15 protein-coding genes are annotated in these 16,074 nt (G+C 49.1%); 1 reads left to right on the plus strand and 14 read right to left on the minus strand.

Translation table 11 applies throughout. The annotated features are described in order from the left end of the window. Nucleotides 1–15: 15 nt before the first annotated feature. From ilvA to pta, 12 genes are all read right to left on the minus strand, one after another. Nucleotides 16–1,227, minus strand: coding sequence for a threonine ammonia-lyase (gene ilvA, locus NQ502_RS01655; protein ID WP_407691148.1), 1,212 nt, complete (start codon nucleotides 1,225–1,227; stop codon nucleotides 16–18). A 45-nt stretch (nucleotides 1,228–1,272) separates the two neighbouring features. Further along, a complete protein-coding gene (ftsY, locus tag NQ502_RS01660) occupies nucleotides 1,273–2,211 on the minus strand; it encodes a signal recognition particle-docking protein FtsY (protein ID WP_028528924.1) in 939 nt (312 codons plus the stop codon). Nucleotides 2,212–2,223: 12 nt separating this feature from the next. After that, entirely contained in the window at nucleotides 2,224–5,784 is a 3,561-nt protein-coding gene (gene smc / locus NQ502_RS01665) for a chromosome segregation protein SMC (RefSeq protein WP_028528923.1), read from the minus strand. Between the two features lie 7 nt (nucleotides 5,785–5,791). After that, the gene (rnc, locus tag NQ502_RS01670) at nucleotides 5,792–6,484 is read right to left on the minus strand and encodes a ribonuclease III (protein ID WP_028528922.1); all 693 of its coding nucleotides are present in this window, start codon (nucleotides 6,482–6,484) and stop codon (nucleotides 5,792–5,794) included. A gap of 79 nt (nucleotides 6,485–6,563) precedes the next feature. Beyond that, the gene (gene acpP / locus NQ502_RS01675) at nucleotides 6,564–6,794 is read right to left on the minus strand and encodes an acyl carrier protein (RefSeq protein WP_028528921.1); all 231 of its coding nucleotides are present in this window, start codon (nucleotides 6,792–6,794) and stop codon (nucleotides 6,564–6,566) included. A gap of 21 nt (nucleotides 6,795–6,815) precedes the next feature. Further along, on the minus strand, nucleotides 6,816–7,823 hold the full coding sequence (gene plsX, locus NQ502_RS01680) for a phosphate acyltransferase PlsX (protein WP_028528920.1): 1,008 nt from the start codon (nucleotides 7,821–7,823) through the stop codon (nucleotides 6,816–6,818). A 137-nt stretch (nucleotides 7,824–7,960) separates the two neighbouring features. Next, nucleotides 7,961–8,896, minus strand: coding sequence for an N-acetylmuramoyl-L-alanine amidase family protein (locus NQ502_RS01685; RefSeq protein WP_028528919.1), 936 nt, complete (start codon nucleotides 8,894–8,896; stop codon nucleotides 7,961–7,963). 81 nt (nucleotides 8,897–8,977) lie between these two features. Then, nucleotides 8,978–9,538, minus strand: a complete 561-nt coding sequence (locus NQ502_RS01690; protein WP_242830272.1) for a DUF2284 domain-containing protein — start codon at nucleotides 9,536–9,538, stop codon at nucleotides 8,978–8,980. 79 nt (nucleotides 9,539–9,617) lie between these two features. Next, nucleotides 9,618–9,797 (minus strand): 50S ribosomal protein L32, encoded by a 180-nt coding sequence (gene rpmF, locus NQ502_RS01695; RefSeq protein WP_028528917.1) that lies wholly within the window; start codon nucleotides 9,795–9,797, stop codon nucleotides 9,618–9,620. A 2-nt stretch (nucleotides 9,798–9,799) separates the two neighbouring features. Continuing rightward, nucleotides 9,800–10,327, minus strand: a complete 528-nt coding sequence (locus tag NQ502_RS01700; RefSeq protein ID WP_028528916.1) for a YceD family protein — start codon at nucleotides 10,325–10,327, stop codon at nucleotides 9,800–9,802. Nucleotides 10,328–10,491: 164 nt separating this feature from the next. Beyond that, complete coding sequence (locus tag NQ502_RS01705) at nucleotides 10,492–11,682, minus strand: acetate kinase (RefSeq protein ID WP_028528915.1); 1,191 nt, start codon at nucleotides 11,680–11,682, stop codon at nucleotides 10,492–10,494. A 260-nt stretch (nucleotides 11,683–11,942) separates the two neighbouring features. Continuing rightward, the gene (gene pta / locus NQ502_RS01710; RefSeq protein ID WP_028528140.1) at nucleotides 11,943–12,935 is read right to left on the minus strand and encodes a phosphate acetyltransferase; all 993 of its coding nucleotides are present in this window, start codon (nucleotides 12,933–12,935) and stop codon (nucleotides 11,943–11,945) included. A gap of 185 nt (nucleotides 12,936–13,120) precedes the next feature. Between pta and NQ502_RS01715 the strand changes: the two genes are divergently transcribed. After that, nucleotides 13,121–14,350 carry a nucleotidyltransferase gene (locus NQ502_RS01715; protein WP_028528139.1) on the plus strand — a complete coding sequence of 410 codons (1,230 nt, stop codon included), beginning with the start codon at nucleotides 13,121–13,123 and terminating at the stop codon, nucleotides 14,348–14,350. Nucleotides 14,351–14,418: 68 nt separating this feature from the next. Here NQ502_RS01715 and NQ502_RS01720 read toward each other — a convergent pair whose 3' ends face one another. Beyond that, complete coding sequence (locus NQ502_RS01720) at nucleotides 14,419–15,783, minus strand: PFL family protein (RefSeq protein WP_028528138.1); 1,365 nt, start codon at nucleotides 15,781–15,783, stop codon at nucleotides 14,419–14,421. Nucleotides 15,784–15,801: 18 nt separating this feature from the next. Further along, nucleotides 15,802–16,074, minus strand: coding sequence for an ACT domain-containing protein (locus NQ502_RS01725; protein ID WP_028528137.1), 273 nt, complete (start codon nucleotides 16,072–16,074; stop codon nucleotides 15,802–15,804).

Genomic DNA, 16,074 nt, shown 5'->3' on the forward strand with positions numbered 1-16,074 from the left:
GTCAATATAGATTACTTACAGATTCGGCCGAATCAGCTTCGGGCGGTACCCGTGCTCCTCAAGCGCCCTGACGATCTGTCCCTTATGCTGTGTTCCAAATGCTTCCAGCGTGATCTTCAGCTCAACAGCCGCATTCCGATTCGTGCTGAAGAACTGGTTATGATCCAGTCGGATGACATTTCCCTGCTCCTCAGCGATCACCTGTGATACCCTCACGAGTTCGCCCGGTTTATCCGGAAGCAGTACGGAGATCGTAAAGATACGGTCTCTCTGGATCAGACCATTCTGTACAACGGATGACATGGTGATCACGTCCATATTGCCGCCGCTTAAGATGGAGACAATTTTTTTGTTTTTCATATTCAGATGCTTCAGCGCCGCAACAGTCAAAAGCCCTGAATTTTCCACGATCATCTTGTGGTTTTCCACCATGTCCAGGAAGGATACGATCAGTTCCTCGTCCTCCACCGTGATGATATCGTCCAGATTCTTCTGGATATACGGGAAGATAACTTCTCCCGGCGTCTTTACTGCGGTGCCGTCGGCGATCGTATCAATGTGCGGAAGTGTCGTGACCTCCCCTTTTTCCAGGGATGCCTGCATACAGTTTGCGCCTGCCGGCTCTACGCCGATCACCTTGATATTCGGATTCAGAAGTTTCGCAAGTGTGGAGACACCCGTCGCAAGGCCTCCCCCTCCGATTGGAACCAGGATGTAGTCCACCAGTGGAAGCTCTTTTACGATCTCCATTGCAATGGTTCCCTGTCCGGTAGCCACTGCAGGATCATCGAACGGGTGAATGAAGGTATATCCGTGCTCTTCAGCCAGTTTATACGCATGTTCACATGCCTCGTCATAGACATCGCCTTCCAGCACGACTTCAGCTCCATAGCTCTTCGTGCGCTCCACCTTGATAAGCGGGGTCGTCGTCGGCATCACGATCACTGCCTTCACACCAAATTTCTTCGCCGCGTATGCCACGCCCTGTGCATGATTGCCGGCAGATGCCGTGATCAGCCCCTTGGAACGCTCCTCATCGCTGAGCGTGCTGATCTTATAGTAAGCCCCTCTGATCTTGTACGCCCCGGTGACCTGCATATTTTCCGGTTTTAAATAAACCCTGTTTCCGGTACTGGCACTGAAGTACTCGCTGTAGACCAGTTTCGTCTCCTGTGTCACCTGTTTTACGACTTCCGATGCTTCTTCAAATTTTTCTAACGTTAACATAGTCTCCTCCATCCGCACATACCCCGGCACATGCTGTATCTCCCACTAATTGTCATCATTTTTATGAAACAGCGCATTGACGAATTCTGAAGAGTCAAACTTCTGAAGATCGTCAATCGTTTCCCCCACGCCGATATATTTCACCGGAATGTCAAGTTCTGACTGAATTGCAACAGCGATCCCGCCTTTGGCGGTCCCGTCCAGCTTTGTCAAAATGATTCCTGTGACATTTGCCACCTCCGCAAACTGCTTCGCCTGCGCAAGCGCGTTCTGGCCTGTCGTGCCGTCCAGCACAACCAGGGTCTCCAGAAAGGCCTCCGGGTATTCACGCTCCAGAATCCGATATATCTTTTTTAACTCTTCCATCAGATTCTTTTTATTGTGCAGACGGCCTGCGGTATCACACAGCAGAATATCCGCGTCTCTCGCCTTAGCCGCCTGTACCGCATCAAATACAACGGCAGCAGGATCCGCACCCTGCTGTCCGCCGATGATCTCGACTCCCGCGCGGTGCGCCCATTCCGTCAGCTGCTCTCCCGCTGCTGCCCGGAAGGTATCAGCCGCGGCCAGAACGACCTTTTTATTCTGTTCCTTCAATTTTCCCGCCAGTTTTCCGACGGAAGTCGTCTTGCCAACGCCGTTTACTCCGATGACCAGTACCACCGATTTTCTGTTTTCAAACTCATAGGCCGTCTCGCCCACATCCATCTGCTGTTTGATACTGTCGATCAGCAGCTGCTTGCATTCCGCTGGTTCCTTGATTTTTTGCTCCTTAACCTGCTGTTTCAGATTTTCAATGATCGCATTTGTGGTGTTGATCCCAATGTCCCCCAGCACGAGAATCTCTTCGATCTCTTCATAAAAGTCCTCGTCAATACTGGAAAACCCGCTGAAAATAGAATCAATCCCGGATACAATATTGTCTCTGGTTTTGGATAATCCACTCACCAGACGTTTGAAAAATCCTTGTTTTTCTCCTGCCATATCTAAAGCCCCCTACTTATCCAGATCATTTTCTATGAGATTGACAGATACCAGTGTCGAGACGCCCTTCTCCTGCATCGTGATTCCATACAGTCGGTCTGCGGCCGTCATGGTACCTCTCCTATGTGTAATAATAATGAATTGTGTATTCTTTGTCAACTTATGAAGGTACTGGGCAAAGCGTGTGACGTTGGAATCGTCCAGCGCAGCCTCAATTTCATCCAGCAGACAGAACGGAGACGGTTTCAGATTCTGAATCGCAAACAGCAGCGCGATCGCCGTGAGCGCTTTCTCACCGCCTGACAGCTGCATCATATTCTGCAGCTTTTTTCCCGGAGGCTGTGATATGATCCGGATACCTGCCTCCAGCACATCCTCATCGTCCATCAGTTCGAGCGTTCCCTTGCCTCCGCCGAACAGCTGTTTAAAGACCCGGTCAAATTCTTTCCTGATCTCTTCAAACTTTTCAGCGAACTGCTTTCGCATGCCCGTTTCCAGCTCATCTATGATATTGAGCAGCGTCGCCTCCGCTTCCACCAGATCATGGTGCTGCGTTTCCAGAAACTCGTGCCGTTCTTTCAGCTCTTTGTAGTCTTCGATTGCATTGACATTCACAGGCCCCAGCTTTCGGATCTCTTCCTTGCAGGCAGCTATTTCTTTTTTCAGATCGCCTCGCTCAGGAATCTCGCCCGTGACAAGTGATGCTGCACTTCCCGGAGTGACCTCATACTCTTCCCACATGTAGTTGATCCTGGCTTCACGCGATTCCTCGAGCTTTTCTCTCTGATTGTTAAGGCGAAAACACTCTTTATCCAGAAGATTCATCTTCTGTGAAAGTTCATCCCGTTTTTCAAAGAATGCTTTATGGCTCCTGCTCATCTTTTCTTTTTCAGTATTGTAATGTTTCGTCTTTTGTTCCAGAAGTTCTGTTTTTCCTGCGGCCTCTTCGATCTCCTGCTCTATTTCTGCAATCCGCTGTTCAATCTCAGCCATTCGCCCGCTGCCCTGATTCATCGTCTCACGGATCTGTGTCAGCTCTTCCCTGAGTGAAGTCTCTTCCCGATGAATTCTTCCGAGTGTCTGATTCAGAAATTCTTCTTTTTGTTTCAGCTGCGCGTACTCCAGATGGGCGGTTTCCAGTTCCCCGGCAGCCTGTTCCTCTGTCCTTCGCAGAGCATCTGCCTGTTCCTGACCGGCAGAGATCTCCTGCTGTATGCGTTCTTCCAGAACTTTCAGTTCATCCAGTTCACGCCCGATGGCGGCGCTGCTCTCATTGATTTCCCTGATCTGCGCACTCAGCTCAGCCTGTTCGTTTTTCAGCTGTGCATATCCCGACCCCGTCTGCGTCAGTTTTTCCCGTGTCTGCTCCAGATTCATTCTTGCAGTATTCTGCTGGATACACTGTTCCTGAATGCGTTCTGACATTTCCATGATGGTGTCACGCAGAACATTTCTTTTGCTGCGGTTCTCCTCGATCACCTGCTGCATCTCATGCATCTCACGCTTCAGGGTCTTCACATTATGTTCAAGTTCTTCCAGTTCCCGGCGGCGGCCAAGCAGGTTGCTGCTGTTTTTGAACGCTCCCCCGGTCATGGACCCGCCCGGACTGAATGATTCGCCCTCCAGGGTCACCATCCTGAGGGAATGCCTGTATTTTTTCCCCAACGCGATCGCATGGTCGATATGGTCTACGACCAATGTCCTGCCCAGCAGATACTGGATCAGCGATTCATATCTGGACTCCGTCCTTACCAGCGTATGCGCAAGACCTATGACCCCCTCTTCGCTGAGCGCTTCCGGCTTCGGAAAAGAGGCGCCTCCTCTTACTGTTGTCAGCGGCAGGAATGTCGCGCGCCCGTATCTGTTCTTTTTCAGAAAGTCAATCATGGACTTCGCAGTGTGCTCATCATCCGTGACGATATTTTGGATACTGCCGCCAAGAGCAGTCTCCACTGCAGTTTCATATTTCTTATCGGTCTGGATCAGATCAGCCACAACTCCCCGGATTCCCGGGTGTTTCTGCTTTTGTTCCATCACCCGCCGGATACTGTTGCCGTAGCCGTCATACCGCTCGGTTAGATTTTTCAGGGATTCCAGCCGTGAAGCTTCTCTGTGGTACGCCGTCTGACCGACCTCCATCTGCCTGTTCTGTTCCGCCAGCTGCTGCTGGATTGACGCAACTTCCTGTTCCAGACGCTTCTGCTCACGGCTCATCTCCTCGACTCCCGCCGTAATCTTCTCATACTGTGTCTGATACGTGACTTCCAGTTCCTTCTGCTGGCTCTCTTCACTTTTCGTCTGTATGTAACGCTGGTTCAATTCCGATTTACGGATCTGAATCTGTTCCAGCATCGCATCATAGCGCTGCACCTTGCCTTTGGTGGACGCTCTTTTGTTCAGCAGCTCAATGATCCTGCCCTTGCCGTCTTCCACATTTCTGCTGACAGCCTCAATCTCATCCTGCAGGCTTTTTAACGCTTCTTCTTTTTCCTTCTGCCTGTACTCGGATTTCATTTTTTCAGCCAGAAGATCCTCTTTCTCCTTCAGACATCTTCCGGCTTCCTCTTCATGCCTGTCGAGTTCACTCTCTATGGCATCCGCACGGTTCTGATGGTGTTCGTCGTTCAGACGTGCCGTATTGACCTGCTCTTTCAATACATTCCGCTGCCCCTCCAGCTGCTGTGTTAAAAGAGCGCTGCTTCCTGCAGCCTCTCTGGTCTGTTCAATCTTTGTATCCAGAGCCTCCATTTCCTGTTCGAGGATCTCATATTCCGTCTTGGTCTGTTCGAACTCGCGCGCCGCCGTCTTCAGATCATCGTCCGCGATACGGTACTTCTCATCAATCTGAGCCAGCTGTTCCCCGCTGTGTTCCATCTCCGCAAGAAACATGCTGACCTCAAAATTTTTCAATTCTTCTCTTTTTCTGATATAGATGCGCGCTGTCTCAGATTGTCTCGACAGAGGTCCCAGCTGTCTGGTCAGCTCACTTAAGATATCATTTACACGGACAAGATTCTGCTGTTCCTCTGCCAGCTTTTTTAATGCCGTATTTTTCCTGCGCTTAAACTTTACAATACCGGCGGCCTCATCAAATAATTCCCTGCGCTCCTCCGGTTTTCCGCTTAAGATCTTATCGATCTGTCCCTGACCGATGATTGAATATCCTTCTTTTCCGATACCCGTATCATAAAACAGCTCATTGATATCTTTCAGCCTGCACGCGGCACCGTTCAGCAGATATTCACTCTCTCCTGACCGGTACAGTCTTCTTGTGACCGTCACCTCTTCATATTCTATGTCGAGCTTATGATCCGAATTGTCCAGCGTGATCGCAACCGACGCAAAACCGAGCGGCTTCCTGTTTTCTGTGCCGGAAAATATGACATCCTGCATATTTCCGCCGCGAAGCTGTTTTGCACTCTGCTCTCCCAGCACCCAGCGGACCGCGTCTCCCACATTACTCTTTCCGCTCCCGTTCGGTCCCACGATTCCTGTGATTCCATTGTGGAATTCAAAACATATTTTATTTGCAAACGATTTAAATCCCTGGATTTCAATGCTCTTTAAATACATGACTCACCTATTTCTTCTTCAGCTCACAGATCGCATGATACGCGGCCGCCTGCTCCGCTGCTTTTTTTGTCCGTCCTTTACCTGTGCCCAGCATCTGGCCGTTCACCTGTACCTCTGTTGTAAATGTCTTGTCATGATCGGGGCCGTCTTCTCCCAACAGCTGATAGACAATCTCTCCCTGCATATTTCCCTGCACGATCTCCTGCAGGATTGTCTTGCTGTCATAAAACAGCTGCTTATGCTGAATATCATTGAGTACATGCCTGATAATAAATGTCCTGGCACACTCCAGTCCTCCGTCCAGGTAAATGGCTCCGATGATCGCCTCCAGCGCATCAGAAACTATGGAATCCCTCCTGCGCCCCCCGGAATTGTCTTCTCCCTTTCCGAGCATCAGATACTCCCCGAGACAAATCTGTCTCGCATCGTACGCAAGTGTCGGTTCACATACCAGACTCGCTCTGAACTTCGTCAGTTCTCCCTCCGGATAATCAGGATACGTCTGATAAAGGAACTCACTCGAGACGAGTTCCAGTACAGCGTCCCCTAAAAATTCGAGACGCTCGTTGCACTCCACTCTCGGCATACGGTGTTCGTTGGTGAACGAACTGTGGCGGAGTGCCGTCTCCAGCAGCTTACGATTCTTGAACCGGTACTCCAGTTTTGTTTCCAAATCACATTGTTGTTTTTCCGTCTTCATCTCTTCTCCAATCAAAAAGACTGTCTCACCTGAACAGATTTTTCCCAAGACAGTCTTTCTATCACCAAACCTTATTTTCTCATCCAATCGCGTGTCTGATTGCTTCCACCGCGTCACCGACAGATACAATCTTTTCTGCCTCTTCATTCGAGATCTCTATATCAAATTCTTCCTCCAATGCCATGATGATCTGGAAAATATCCAGAGAATCCGCGCAGAGATCATCGACAAATGTTGTGTCCATCTTTACTTCCGCTTTATCCACATTCAAAACGTCAGCAATGATTTCCTGAAGTTTTTCGTATTCCATGCCCTTCTCCTCCCTCATCCTCTACACTTCCGTGATATGCTCCTGAATCTGTCCGCTGATATTCTCAGACTTAAACTGGATACATTGAAGAACAGAGTTACAAATTTCCATTGATTTGGAGCTTCCGTGCGTTTTTACAACCAGGCCCTTCAATCCCAGAAGGGGGGCACCGCCGTACTGACTGGCATCAAACGCCTTCAGCGTCGTTTTCAATGCCGGTTTTACGAGAAGTGCTCCTATCTTGCTTCTCAGGGTTGTCATCATGCCTTCCTTCACTTTAGAGATCAGCGTCGCTCCCACACCTTCATAAAGTTTCAGAATCACGTTTCCGACAAATGCCTCGCAGACAATAACATCTGCATATCCTGCCGGAATATCCCGCGCCTCAATGCTTCCGATAAAGTTGATATGCTGACACTCTTTCAGCAGAGGGAACGTCTCCTTCACAAGCGCATTTCCTTTTTCCTCTTCCGCCCCGATATTTACGATCGCAACCCTCGGATTTTTGATTCCCATCACGCTCTCCATATAAATGGAACCCATCTGGGCGAACTGTACCAGATGAGATGCCCTTGCATCTACATTGGCACCGCAGTCGATCAGGAGCGAGGCCCCTCCGGCAGTTGGAATCAGCGGTGCAAGCGGTGCTCTCTCAACTCCCTTGATCCTGCCCACCAGTACCTGACCGCCAACCAGAACTGCACCGGTGCTGCCCGAAGAGACGAAGGCATCCGCCTCACCTTTTCGTACCAGTGTCAGTGCCACTACAATGGAAGAGTCTTTTTTTCCCCGAATCGCATTTACCGGCGGTTCTGCTGTTTCAATCACCTCGGATGCATGGACCACTTCAATCCTTTCCCTGGGATACGTATACTTCTCAAGTTCTTTTTCAATCAGATCTTTCTTTCCTACCAGATATACAAAGATACGCTCATCTGCCCTGACAGCCTCCACAGCTCCCTTAACCGGTTCTTCCGGTGCGTAATCGCCTCCCATCGCATCTACTGCCACCTTTACCAACTGTTCCATTTATTCATCTCCAAACCTTCATTTTTTTCATTCCAAATTATGACGCTAAGAATAATATACTAAACATCCCCATAAATTGCAAGTATAAGAAAGGGGATACCGTCTGCACAGTATCCCCAGCTGAACCATTTTTTAAATTATTCTGCAAGCTTGCCGTCAGGATTCAGCCACTTGCCGTCGACCTCACAGTTTGTGAGCATGATGCCGTCTTCATTGAAGTAATACCAGCTGTCGTCGATTTCCACCCATTCGGAAACCTTCAGCGCTCCATCCGATCCGGAATAGTACCAGCTGCCGCTTCCGTCCAGCCAGCCGACATTCATCTGACCCTTGTCGTTCAGATAGTACTTCTTGCCGTCAACCGTGACAAAGCCCGTCGCCATCGACCCATTTTCGTTTAAATAGTACCAGATGTCTTTCACCTTCTGCCATCCGGTCAGCATGTATCCATTCTTGTCAAACAGATACCATTTGCCCTTTATTTCTTTCCACTTGCCTTTGACGCGGTTCCCATCATCCGCCACATAATATTTCCCTGTTTTATCCTTTGCCCATCCGGGTTTTTCTTCGCCTTCTTTCGGCGCCGGATCTTTATTCGGATCCACATAAATCTCAACAATATCACTCGTCGTCATGTTGACGGCCTTGTTCACCGTATTTGTCGCGACAACGAAATAATACCAGTATCCTTCTTCGGAGGTATCCGGTGTATATTGGGCATCGGTGGCACCTTCAATTTTCATACCGCCGCCGTTGGAATCCACGGTATTTTTATACCACTGGTAACTGATCTCGCCATCGCCTTCTACCTTGGCCTCCACAGCGAGCGCCTTGGCCTTATCACCCACGGCATATGTAGCCTTTCCTTCCAGATTCTTGCTGAACTTGGGAGCCTCAACATTTTCATCCACCTTAATGGCATTCGGGTCAAAAACATCCTGCGCCGTACTCTCCTCAGATTCGCTTTTATGGTTTCCCCATAGCAGTTCCCAGGTCTCCCCCAGGGAGCAGCCTGATAAAAATGTCATGCATCCGACCAGCATTACTGCCAATATCCCTTTTTTTAACTTCATACTCGTTACCCCTTATCTAATTGTTACAAAATCTTTTCAGTTTTGTATATTTCCTGTTTCACAGTATAGCATAACTATGAATCAAAAGTCAATCTCTGTTGCCGGCAGCAAGAACATGCCGAAGTATGTAACTGTATTCACCCCATTGATATACTTCATTCCGCTTACTTCCGCAAGCTGTGAGCAATTCATGCAGTAAGCTTCTACCGATGCCGTGGCTTTATCCGGCATTCTGCATGGCTCCCCCGTGATCTGTCCGCAGACTTTACACCGCGTACAACCGCCCGCCTCCAGTCTCAGAAACTTCTCATAGTGTTTCCTGACCATCTCCTCTATAGACTCTGCAACTTCCGTGTGGCGGTTCTGTGCATCCATCATCCCCTCGATATCATAGGAATCCTCAATCTCTGTAACCGTCTGAAAAACCAGTCCCTTCCGATAAGATTTTGCCTCGGCAATCAATTCTCCAGGCGTCCCCACATTCGGAGGACAGGCATAATTCCTGCCATAGTGCCCGCAGATATTTGCCTCACACGCTTTGCGAAGTTCCTCGTCGAACGGAATTCTGTCCGTATCGATCACCTTCGCTTTAAAAGCACCGCACTCCATACAATACTGTTCCATTTCTTCGTACTGTTTCATAACATACCCCCGATCCTGTTATTTTTGTCTGCAGATATGGCAAAAGGCTTCCCGAAGCATCGGAAAGCCTTTCAATTACTTAGTCCATAGTAATGATTTCTTTTTTATTATAGGACCCGCATGCCTTACATACACGATGAGGCATCATCAGTTCTCCGCATTTGCTGCATTTCACCAGATTCGGAGCACTCATTTTCCAGTTTGCTCTTCTCTTATCTCTTCTGGCTTTTGATGTTTTATTTTTTGGACAGATGGACATTATTACACCTCCTTAAACTTTCTAAATATATCACTGATTGCCGCCATTCTTGGGTCAAGACTGGCAGTATCACAATCGCATGATGTCTGGTTCAGATTAGCACCGCATGTCATACAGATCCCCTTGCAGTCTTCACTGCACAGTACCTGCATCGGCCAATCGAATAAAATCTCATTATGCATCAGTGCATCCACATCAAGTGTTTTCCCCTCGATATATCCGCCGTCGTCCAGCATTTCTTCCCGTTCCTCATCCGTCAGCTTCATGTCCACTTCGCGCACAGCGTGGATCTCAAATGAAGTCCTGACCGGTTCCAGACAACGGGCACACGGAATCTCGATCACCACATCGCAATCCGCAGTAATCTCCAGAACCTGGCTGGCATTGTGTGCTATGCACAGGCGTACCGGGGATCTCTCAATGATCGGATATTCTCCGTCCCTGGTTTTAAACACACCAATTTCCAGGGCTGTTTCCAGTTCTTCCGTTTTTCCCTCTCGGGCCAAAATATCTGTCAGATCAATTCGCATAATAGTCTCCTAATCACACTTTGTTAATTATACATACGAGCGCTGAATTTGTCAACTCTTTTTACTTGACTTTTGAGATTGATTTTTATCGGTTATCATAACTGAAAACCGCCGCGGTTTCTCTGCCGCGGCGGAAAATTTACAGATATCCTGCAAAACAGTCCTTATACAAGCGCTACTGTCTCTCTGCAGATTGCAAGCTCTTCATTCGTAGGAATGACACATACTTTTACTTTGGAATCCGGAGTAGAAATCACGCAGTCTTCTCCTCTTCCGGAGTTAGCCTTCTCGTCCAGTGTGATTCCGAGGTATCCGAGGTAAGAAACAACCTTCTCACGCACGATGGAAGCGTTTTCACCGATACCTGCAGTAAATGCGATTGCATCCACACCGTTCATGACTGCTACGTAAGATCCGATATATTTTGCCACATGATAGCAGAATACTTCCAGCGCATTGGCAGCCAGTTTGTTGCCCTGTTCCATCGCCTCTTCCAGATCACGGAAATCGCTGGACAATCCATCGGAAAGACCCTGGACTCCGGATTTCTTATTCAGTACGTTCATAACGCCTGCCAGATCCAGATTTTCCTTCTTCGCAATGAATTCTATGATCGCCGGATCAATATCACCGGAACGCGTTCCCATTACAAGGCCTTCCAGCGGTGTCAGTCCCATGGATGTATCGACGCATTTTCCGTTTAAGACAGCACTGATCGATGCACCATTGCCGAGATGTGCCACGATAATCTTGGAATCGTTGAGATCAAGTCCAAGAAATTCAGCCGCATGTTTGGAAACAAAACTGTGGGATGTTCCGTGGAAACCATATCTTCTCACTTTATATTTCTCGTAATATTCATATGGAAGACCATACATATAGGCTTTTTCCGGCATTGTCTGGTGGAATGCAGTATCGAATACAGCTACCATCGGTGCTTTCGGCATCAGTTCCTGGCATGCACGGATACCGATCAGGTTTGCCGGATTGTGAAGCGGTGCAAGATCGTTGCACTCTTCAATTGCAGCCATCACTTCATCATTGATTACAACGGAGGAAGCAAATTTTTCGCCGCCGTGTACGACACGATGTCCGACAGCATCAACTTCGTCAAGGCTTTTGATCACGCCTGTCTTCGGATTCATCAGCGCATCCAGAACCATCTGAATCGCCTGTTTATGTGTCGGCATGGCTGCCTCAGTCACTTCTTTTTCTCCGCCGTCCGGCTGATATACGAGTCTTCCGTCGATTCCGATTCTCTCACAGAGTCCTTTTGCCAGAACGTGTTCTGTGTCAGAATTGATCATCTGGAATTTCAGTGAAGAACTGCCGCAGTTAATTACTAATACATTCATCGGTATTACCTCGCTTTATTGGTTTTATGTAATATTTATTACTTATTTGGCTGAGCTTTATGCGAATTGATAAGTTTCCGTGTTCGCACTAAGCTCGAAATGACCTCGCTAAGTCAACGGGTATCTTCGATTCGCTTCCGCTCATCGAACAAACTTCGCACTAAGCTCGAAATGACCTCGCTAAGTCAACGGGTATCTTCGATTCGCTTCCGCTCATCGAACAAACTTCGCACTAAGCTCGAAATGACCTCGCTAAGTGCTTAGTTTTGGCACTGTACTGCTGTGATAGCTACTACGCCGACGATATCTTCAGCGGAGCATCCTCTGGAAAGATCGTTGACCGGAGCTGCAATACCCTGGGTAACCGGGCCGTATGCTTCTGCCTTTGCCAGTCTCTGAACCAGTTTGTATCCGATATTTCCTGCATCCAGGTCCGGGAAAATCAGTGTGTTGGCCTGTCCTGCTACAGGGCTGTTTGGAGCTTTGGAAGCTCCCACACTCGGAACGATCGCTGCATCAAGCTGCAATTCTCCGTCCAGTTTCAGATCCGGATAGTTCTCTTTTGCAATTTTTACTGCCTCTGTCACTTTATCGATATCGGCGTGTTTTGCACTTCCCATTGTAGAGTGTGACAGGAATGCAATTTTCGGTTCCTCGCCAACCAGAAGTTTAAAGGATTCTGCTGAAGACTCTGCGATTGCCGCCAGTTCTTCCGGATTCGGGTTCTGGTTCAGTCCGCAGTCAGCAAATACGAAAGTACCATTCGCACCATACTCACAGTTCGGAACAGACATCAGGAAGAATGCAGATACAAGTTTTGTACCCGGTTTTGTTTTCAGAATCTGCAGGCAGGGACGCAGAGTGTCTGCTGTAGAATGGCATGCTCCGGAAACCATTCCGTCAGCATCGCCCATTTTAACCATCATGACCCCGTAGTACAGATACTGGTTCAGCATGATCTCTTTTGCTTTTTCTTCTGTCATGCCTTTGCTGCCTCTTAACTCAACCAGCTTGTCTATATAAGACTGAGTCTTATCAGAAGTTGCCGGATCAACTACAACTGCTCCTGCGATATCCAGTCCTTCGCTTCCCGCTTTTACAGCTTCTTCGCTTCCTACCAGCACTACATTTGCAATGTCTTCTTTCAAGATCTGTGCAACTGCCTCATACGTTCTTCTGTCTTCTGTCTCCGGAAGTACAATTGTTTTTTTGTCAGCTCTTGCTCTGTCTTTAATTACGTCAATAAATCCCATGATTTTTTTGACTCCTTTCGTTTTATACTCATTCATTCCATTATACCCCCAATACCCTTGTATTTCAAGCATTTCAATGGTAGAATACTGGATAATTCGATGTATTTTTTAAGGTGCAAAAAGCCAGGAGAAGACTTTCTCCCGGCACTCATGAAAATACAGCCGGCACGGCATGAGAGGTATGCATGAAGATAACAGGACTTATCACAGAATATAATCCGTTTCACAACGGGCATAAATATCATATCGAAAAAGCCAGGGAAGTCACAGGCGCCGACTTCGTGATCGCTGTCATGAGCGGAAACTTTGTCCAGCGCGGTTCCTGCGCGGTCACAGACAAATATACCAGGGCTGCCATGGCGCTCTCGGAAGGTGTCTCCCTCGTCCTGGAACTCCCGGCCTGTTTCGCAACCGGAAGTGCCGAATTCTTCGCCCGCGGAGCCGTCCGTATGCTCAGACAGACAGGTGTAACCGATTCCATCTGTTTCGGGTGCGAACAAGCCAGCCTTCCGCTGTTTCATGAAATATCCGCTGTTTTAGCAGACGAACCAGAGATATACCGGCGTGTTTTAAAGTCGGCGCTTTCACAGGGGCAGTCCTACCCTTCTGCCCGCCAGCAGGCGCTGTCCGCCTGCCTGCCTGCGCTCGATATCGATTCATTTCTGCAATCTCCAAACAACATACTGGGGCTGGAATACATCAGGGCGCTGAATCAGGAACCCGGTACAGTCGTTCCTTTTCCAATCCAGCGCATTGGAAGCGGCTATCACGACAAGACGGTAACCGGCACCTACAGTTCCGCCACCGCCATTCGCAGAGAAATCCATGGAAAACAGATTTCTTCTTCCGCACTGGAACAGCTTCCTCCGCAGGCTGCCGCCATTTTAAAACAACAGCTGGCTGACCGCGGAAGCCTGGAAATCGACAGGTTCTCGCCGCTGCTTAAATACGCACTGCTGTCAGAAAGTGCAGCATCTCTGTGCCGTTATCAGGATATGACGGAGGCCCTCGCAAACCGTATTATGAACCGGCTGAATGATTTCATCAGTATCTCTTCCTTTATCTCATTGCTGAAGACCCGGGAACTGACGTATTCCCGCATTTCCCGCGCTCTTCTGCATGTGATGCTGAAACTTACCGACGAGGACCTCTCACGTGCACTTTTGCCGAAAAACAGCTGCCTGCGCATTCTCGGTTTCCGAAAGGATGCCGGTGCACTCTTGAAAGAATTAAAGCAAAATTGCACTGTCCCTGTCATCACCAAACCAGCCGATGCCTTCAGGATTCTCAATTCATCCGCCCTGACGGCGTTCGAACAGGACATCCGTGCCGCCCACGTCTACGAAACCATCATGACCGACACCTATCACATCCCCTTCCGCCACGAATACACCCGCACCCCGGTCATCATCTGACCAGCGTGCGGGTGTCTCACATGCAAGAAAGGGCAGCGCCCTCGGACTACAATCACTGCGCATGAATGCTAATTCTTAAAACTGTGAACCGGAGCCGGTATCCTTCCCCCTCTGTTGACAAACGCATCACAGCCAAAGGTATTTACCGGCATGACCGGTGCATAGCCCAGAAGGCCGCCGAACTCTACCGTCTCTCCGACACCCTTTCCTATCACGGGAATAATGCGCACAGCCGTCGTCTTCTGGTTGATCATACCGATTGCCATCTCGTCCGCGATAATGCCGGCGATCGTCGTCGCCTTCGTATCTCCGGGGATTGCGATCATATCAAGACCCACAGAGCAGACACATGTCATTGCTTCCAGCTTTTCAAGCGTGAGGGCCCCCGCGACCACCGCATCGATCATGCCCTGGTCCTCGCTGACCGGAATGAACGCACCGCTCAATCCTCCCACGTAAGACGAAGCCATGATGCCGCCTTTCTTCACCTGATCGTTCAGCATCGCAAGCGCCGCAGTTGTTCCGGGAGCACCGGCTGCCTCCAGCCCGATCTCCTGCAGTATCTCCGCAACACTGTCACCGATCGCCGGTGTCGGTGCCAGAGACAGATCGATAATACCAAACGGAATGCCAAGTCTCTTCGACGCTTCCTGCGCTACCAGCTGTCCGACACGCGTGATCTTGAATGCAGTCTTCTTGATCGTCTCACAGAGGACCTCAAAATTCTCTCCGCGCACCTGTTCCAGCGCATATTTCACAACACCCGGTCCGCTGACCCCGACATTGATGATCGCATCAGCCTCCGTCACTCCGTGGAAGGCACCCGCCATGAACGGATTATCGTCCGGCGCGTTGCAGAATACCACCAGCTTTGCGCAGCCGAGAGAATCATGTTCCTTACTGCATTCCGCAGTCTGCAGCACAATATCTCCCATCAGGCGCACCGCATCCATGTTGATTCCCGTTTTGGTAGAGCCAAGGTTGATGGAGCTGCACACACGTTCCGTACATGCCAGAGCCTCCGGGATCGAGCGGATCAAAAGCTCGTCCGCCTTCGTCATTCCCTTCGAGACCAGCGCTGAATATCCGCCGATAAAGTTGACGCCAACTTCTTTTGCCGCCCGATCAAGTGTTTTTGCCAGGGCTACAAAGTCCTCCGGCTTTTTGCAGGCCGCGCCGCCCACTAGCGCCATCGGCGTGACAGATATTCTTTTATTGACGATCGGAATCCCATATTCTGCAGAGATATCTTCTCCTGTTTTTACAAGTTCCTTCGCCGCTGCAGTGATCTTATCATAGATCCGGCTGCTGACTGCCCCGAGATCATCATCGATGCAGTCCAGAAGACTGATTCCCATTGTGATCGTACGGACATCCAGATTCTCCTGCTCAATCATCTTGTTCGTTTCATTTACTTCAAATATATTGATCATTATAACGTCTCCTCATATCTAGATGCGGTGCATTTTATTAAAAATATCTTCGTGCTGGCAGCGGATGACAACCCCGATCTCTTCTCCCAGTAATTTCATCTCTTCCGCCAGGTCTCCCGTGCCCTTGCCGCACGCCGAAGTGTCGGTCACCATCATCATATTAAAGTATCCGTCCACGATCGTCTGTGAGATATCCAGAATATTGATCTTATGATTCGCCAGATACGTACACACCCTTGCTATGATTCCCACGGTATCTTTTCCCACTACAGTAATAATCGTTTTTTCCAT

Origin of the sequence: Ruminococcus gauvreauii (genome assembly GCF_025151995.1) — a bacterium.
Taxonomy (GTDB): Bacteria; Bacillota; Clostridia; order Lachnospirales; family Lachnospiraceae; genus Ruminococcus_G; species Ruminococcus_G gauvreauii.

Excerpts from the sequence above, each read along its gene's own strand:
- ilvA (WP_407691148.1), bottom strand. The coding sequence starts at position 1,227 with ATGTTAACGTTAGAAAAATTTGAAGAAGCATCGGAAGTCGTAAAACAG.
- ftsY (WP_028528924.1), bottom strand. The coding sequence starts at position 2,211 with ATGGCAGGAGAAAAACAAGGATTTTTCAAACGTCTGGTGAGTGGATTA.
- smc (WP_028528923.1), bottom strand. The coding sequence starts at position 5,784 with ATGTATTTAAAGAGCATTGAAATCCAGGGATTTAAATCGTTTGCAAAT.
- rnc (WP_028528922.1), bottom strand. The coding sequence starts at position 6,484 with ATGAAGACGGAAAAACAACAATGTGATTTGGAAACAAAACTGGAGTAC.
- acpP (WP_028528921.1), bottom strand. The coding sequence starts at position 6,794 with ATGGAATACGAAAAACTTCAGGAAATCATTGCTGACGTTTTGAATGTG.
- plsX (WP_028528920.1), bottom strand. The coding sequence starts at position 7,823 with ATGGAACAGTTGGTAAAGGTGGCAGTAGATGCGATGGGAGGCGATTAC.
- NQ502_RS01685 (WP_028528919.1), bottom strand. The coding sequence starts at position 8,896 with ATGAAGTTAAAAAAAGGGATATTGGCAGTAATGCTGGTCGGATGCATG.
- NQ502_RS01690 (WP_242830272.1), bottom strand. The coding sequence starts at position 9,538 with ATGAAACAGTACGAAGAAATGGAACAGTATTGTATGGAGTGCGGTGCT.
- rpmF (WP_028528917.1), bottom strand. The coding sequence starts at position 9,797 with ATGTCCATCTGTCCAAAAAATAAAACATCAAAAGCCAGAAGAGATAAG.
- NQ502_RS01700 (WP_028528916.1), bottom strand. The coding sequence starts at position 10,327 with ATGCGAATTGATCTGACAGATATTTTGGCCCGAGAGGGAAAAACGGAA.
- NQ502_RS01705 (WP_028528915.1), bottom strand. The coding sequence starts at position 11,682 with ATGAATGTATTAGTAATTAACTGCGGCAGTTCTTCACTGAAATTCCAG.
- pta (WP_028528140.1), bottom strand. The coding sequence starts at position 12,935 with ATGGGATTTATTGACGTAATTAAAGACAGAGCAAGAGCTGACAAAAAA.
- NQ502_RS01715 (WP_028528139.1), top strand. The coding sequence starts at position 13,121 with ATGAAGATAACAGGACTTATCACAGAATATAATCCGTTTCACAACGGG.
- NQ502_RS01720 (WP_028528138.1), bottom strand. The coding sequence starts at position 15,783 with ATGATCAATATATTTGAAGTAAATGAAACGAACAAGATGATTGAGCAG.
- NQ502_RS01725 (WP_028528137.1), bottom strand. The coding sequence starts at position 16,074 with ATGGAAAAAACGATTATTACTGTAGTGGGAAAAGATACCGTGGGAATC.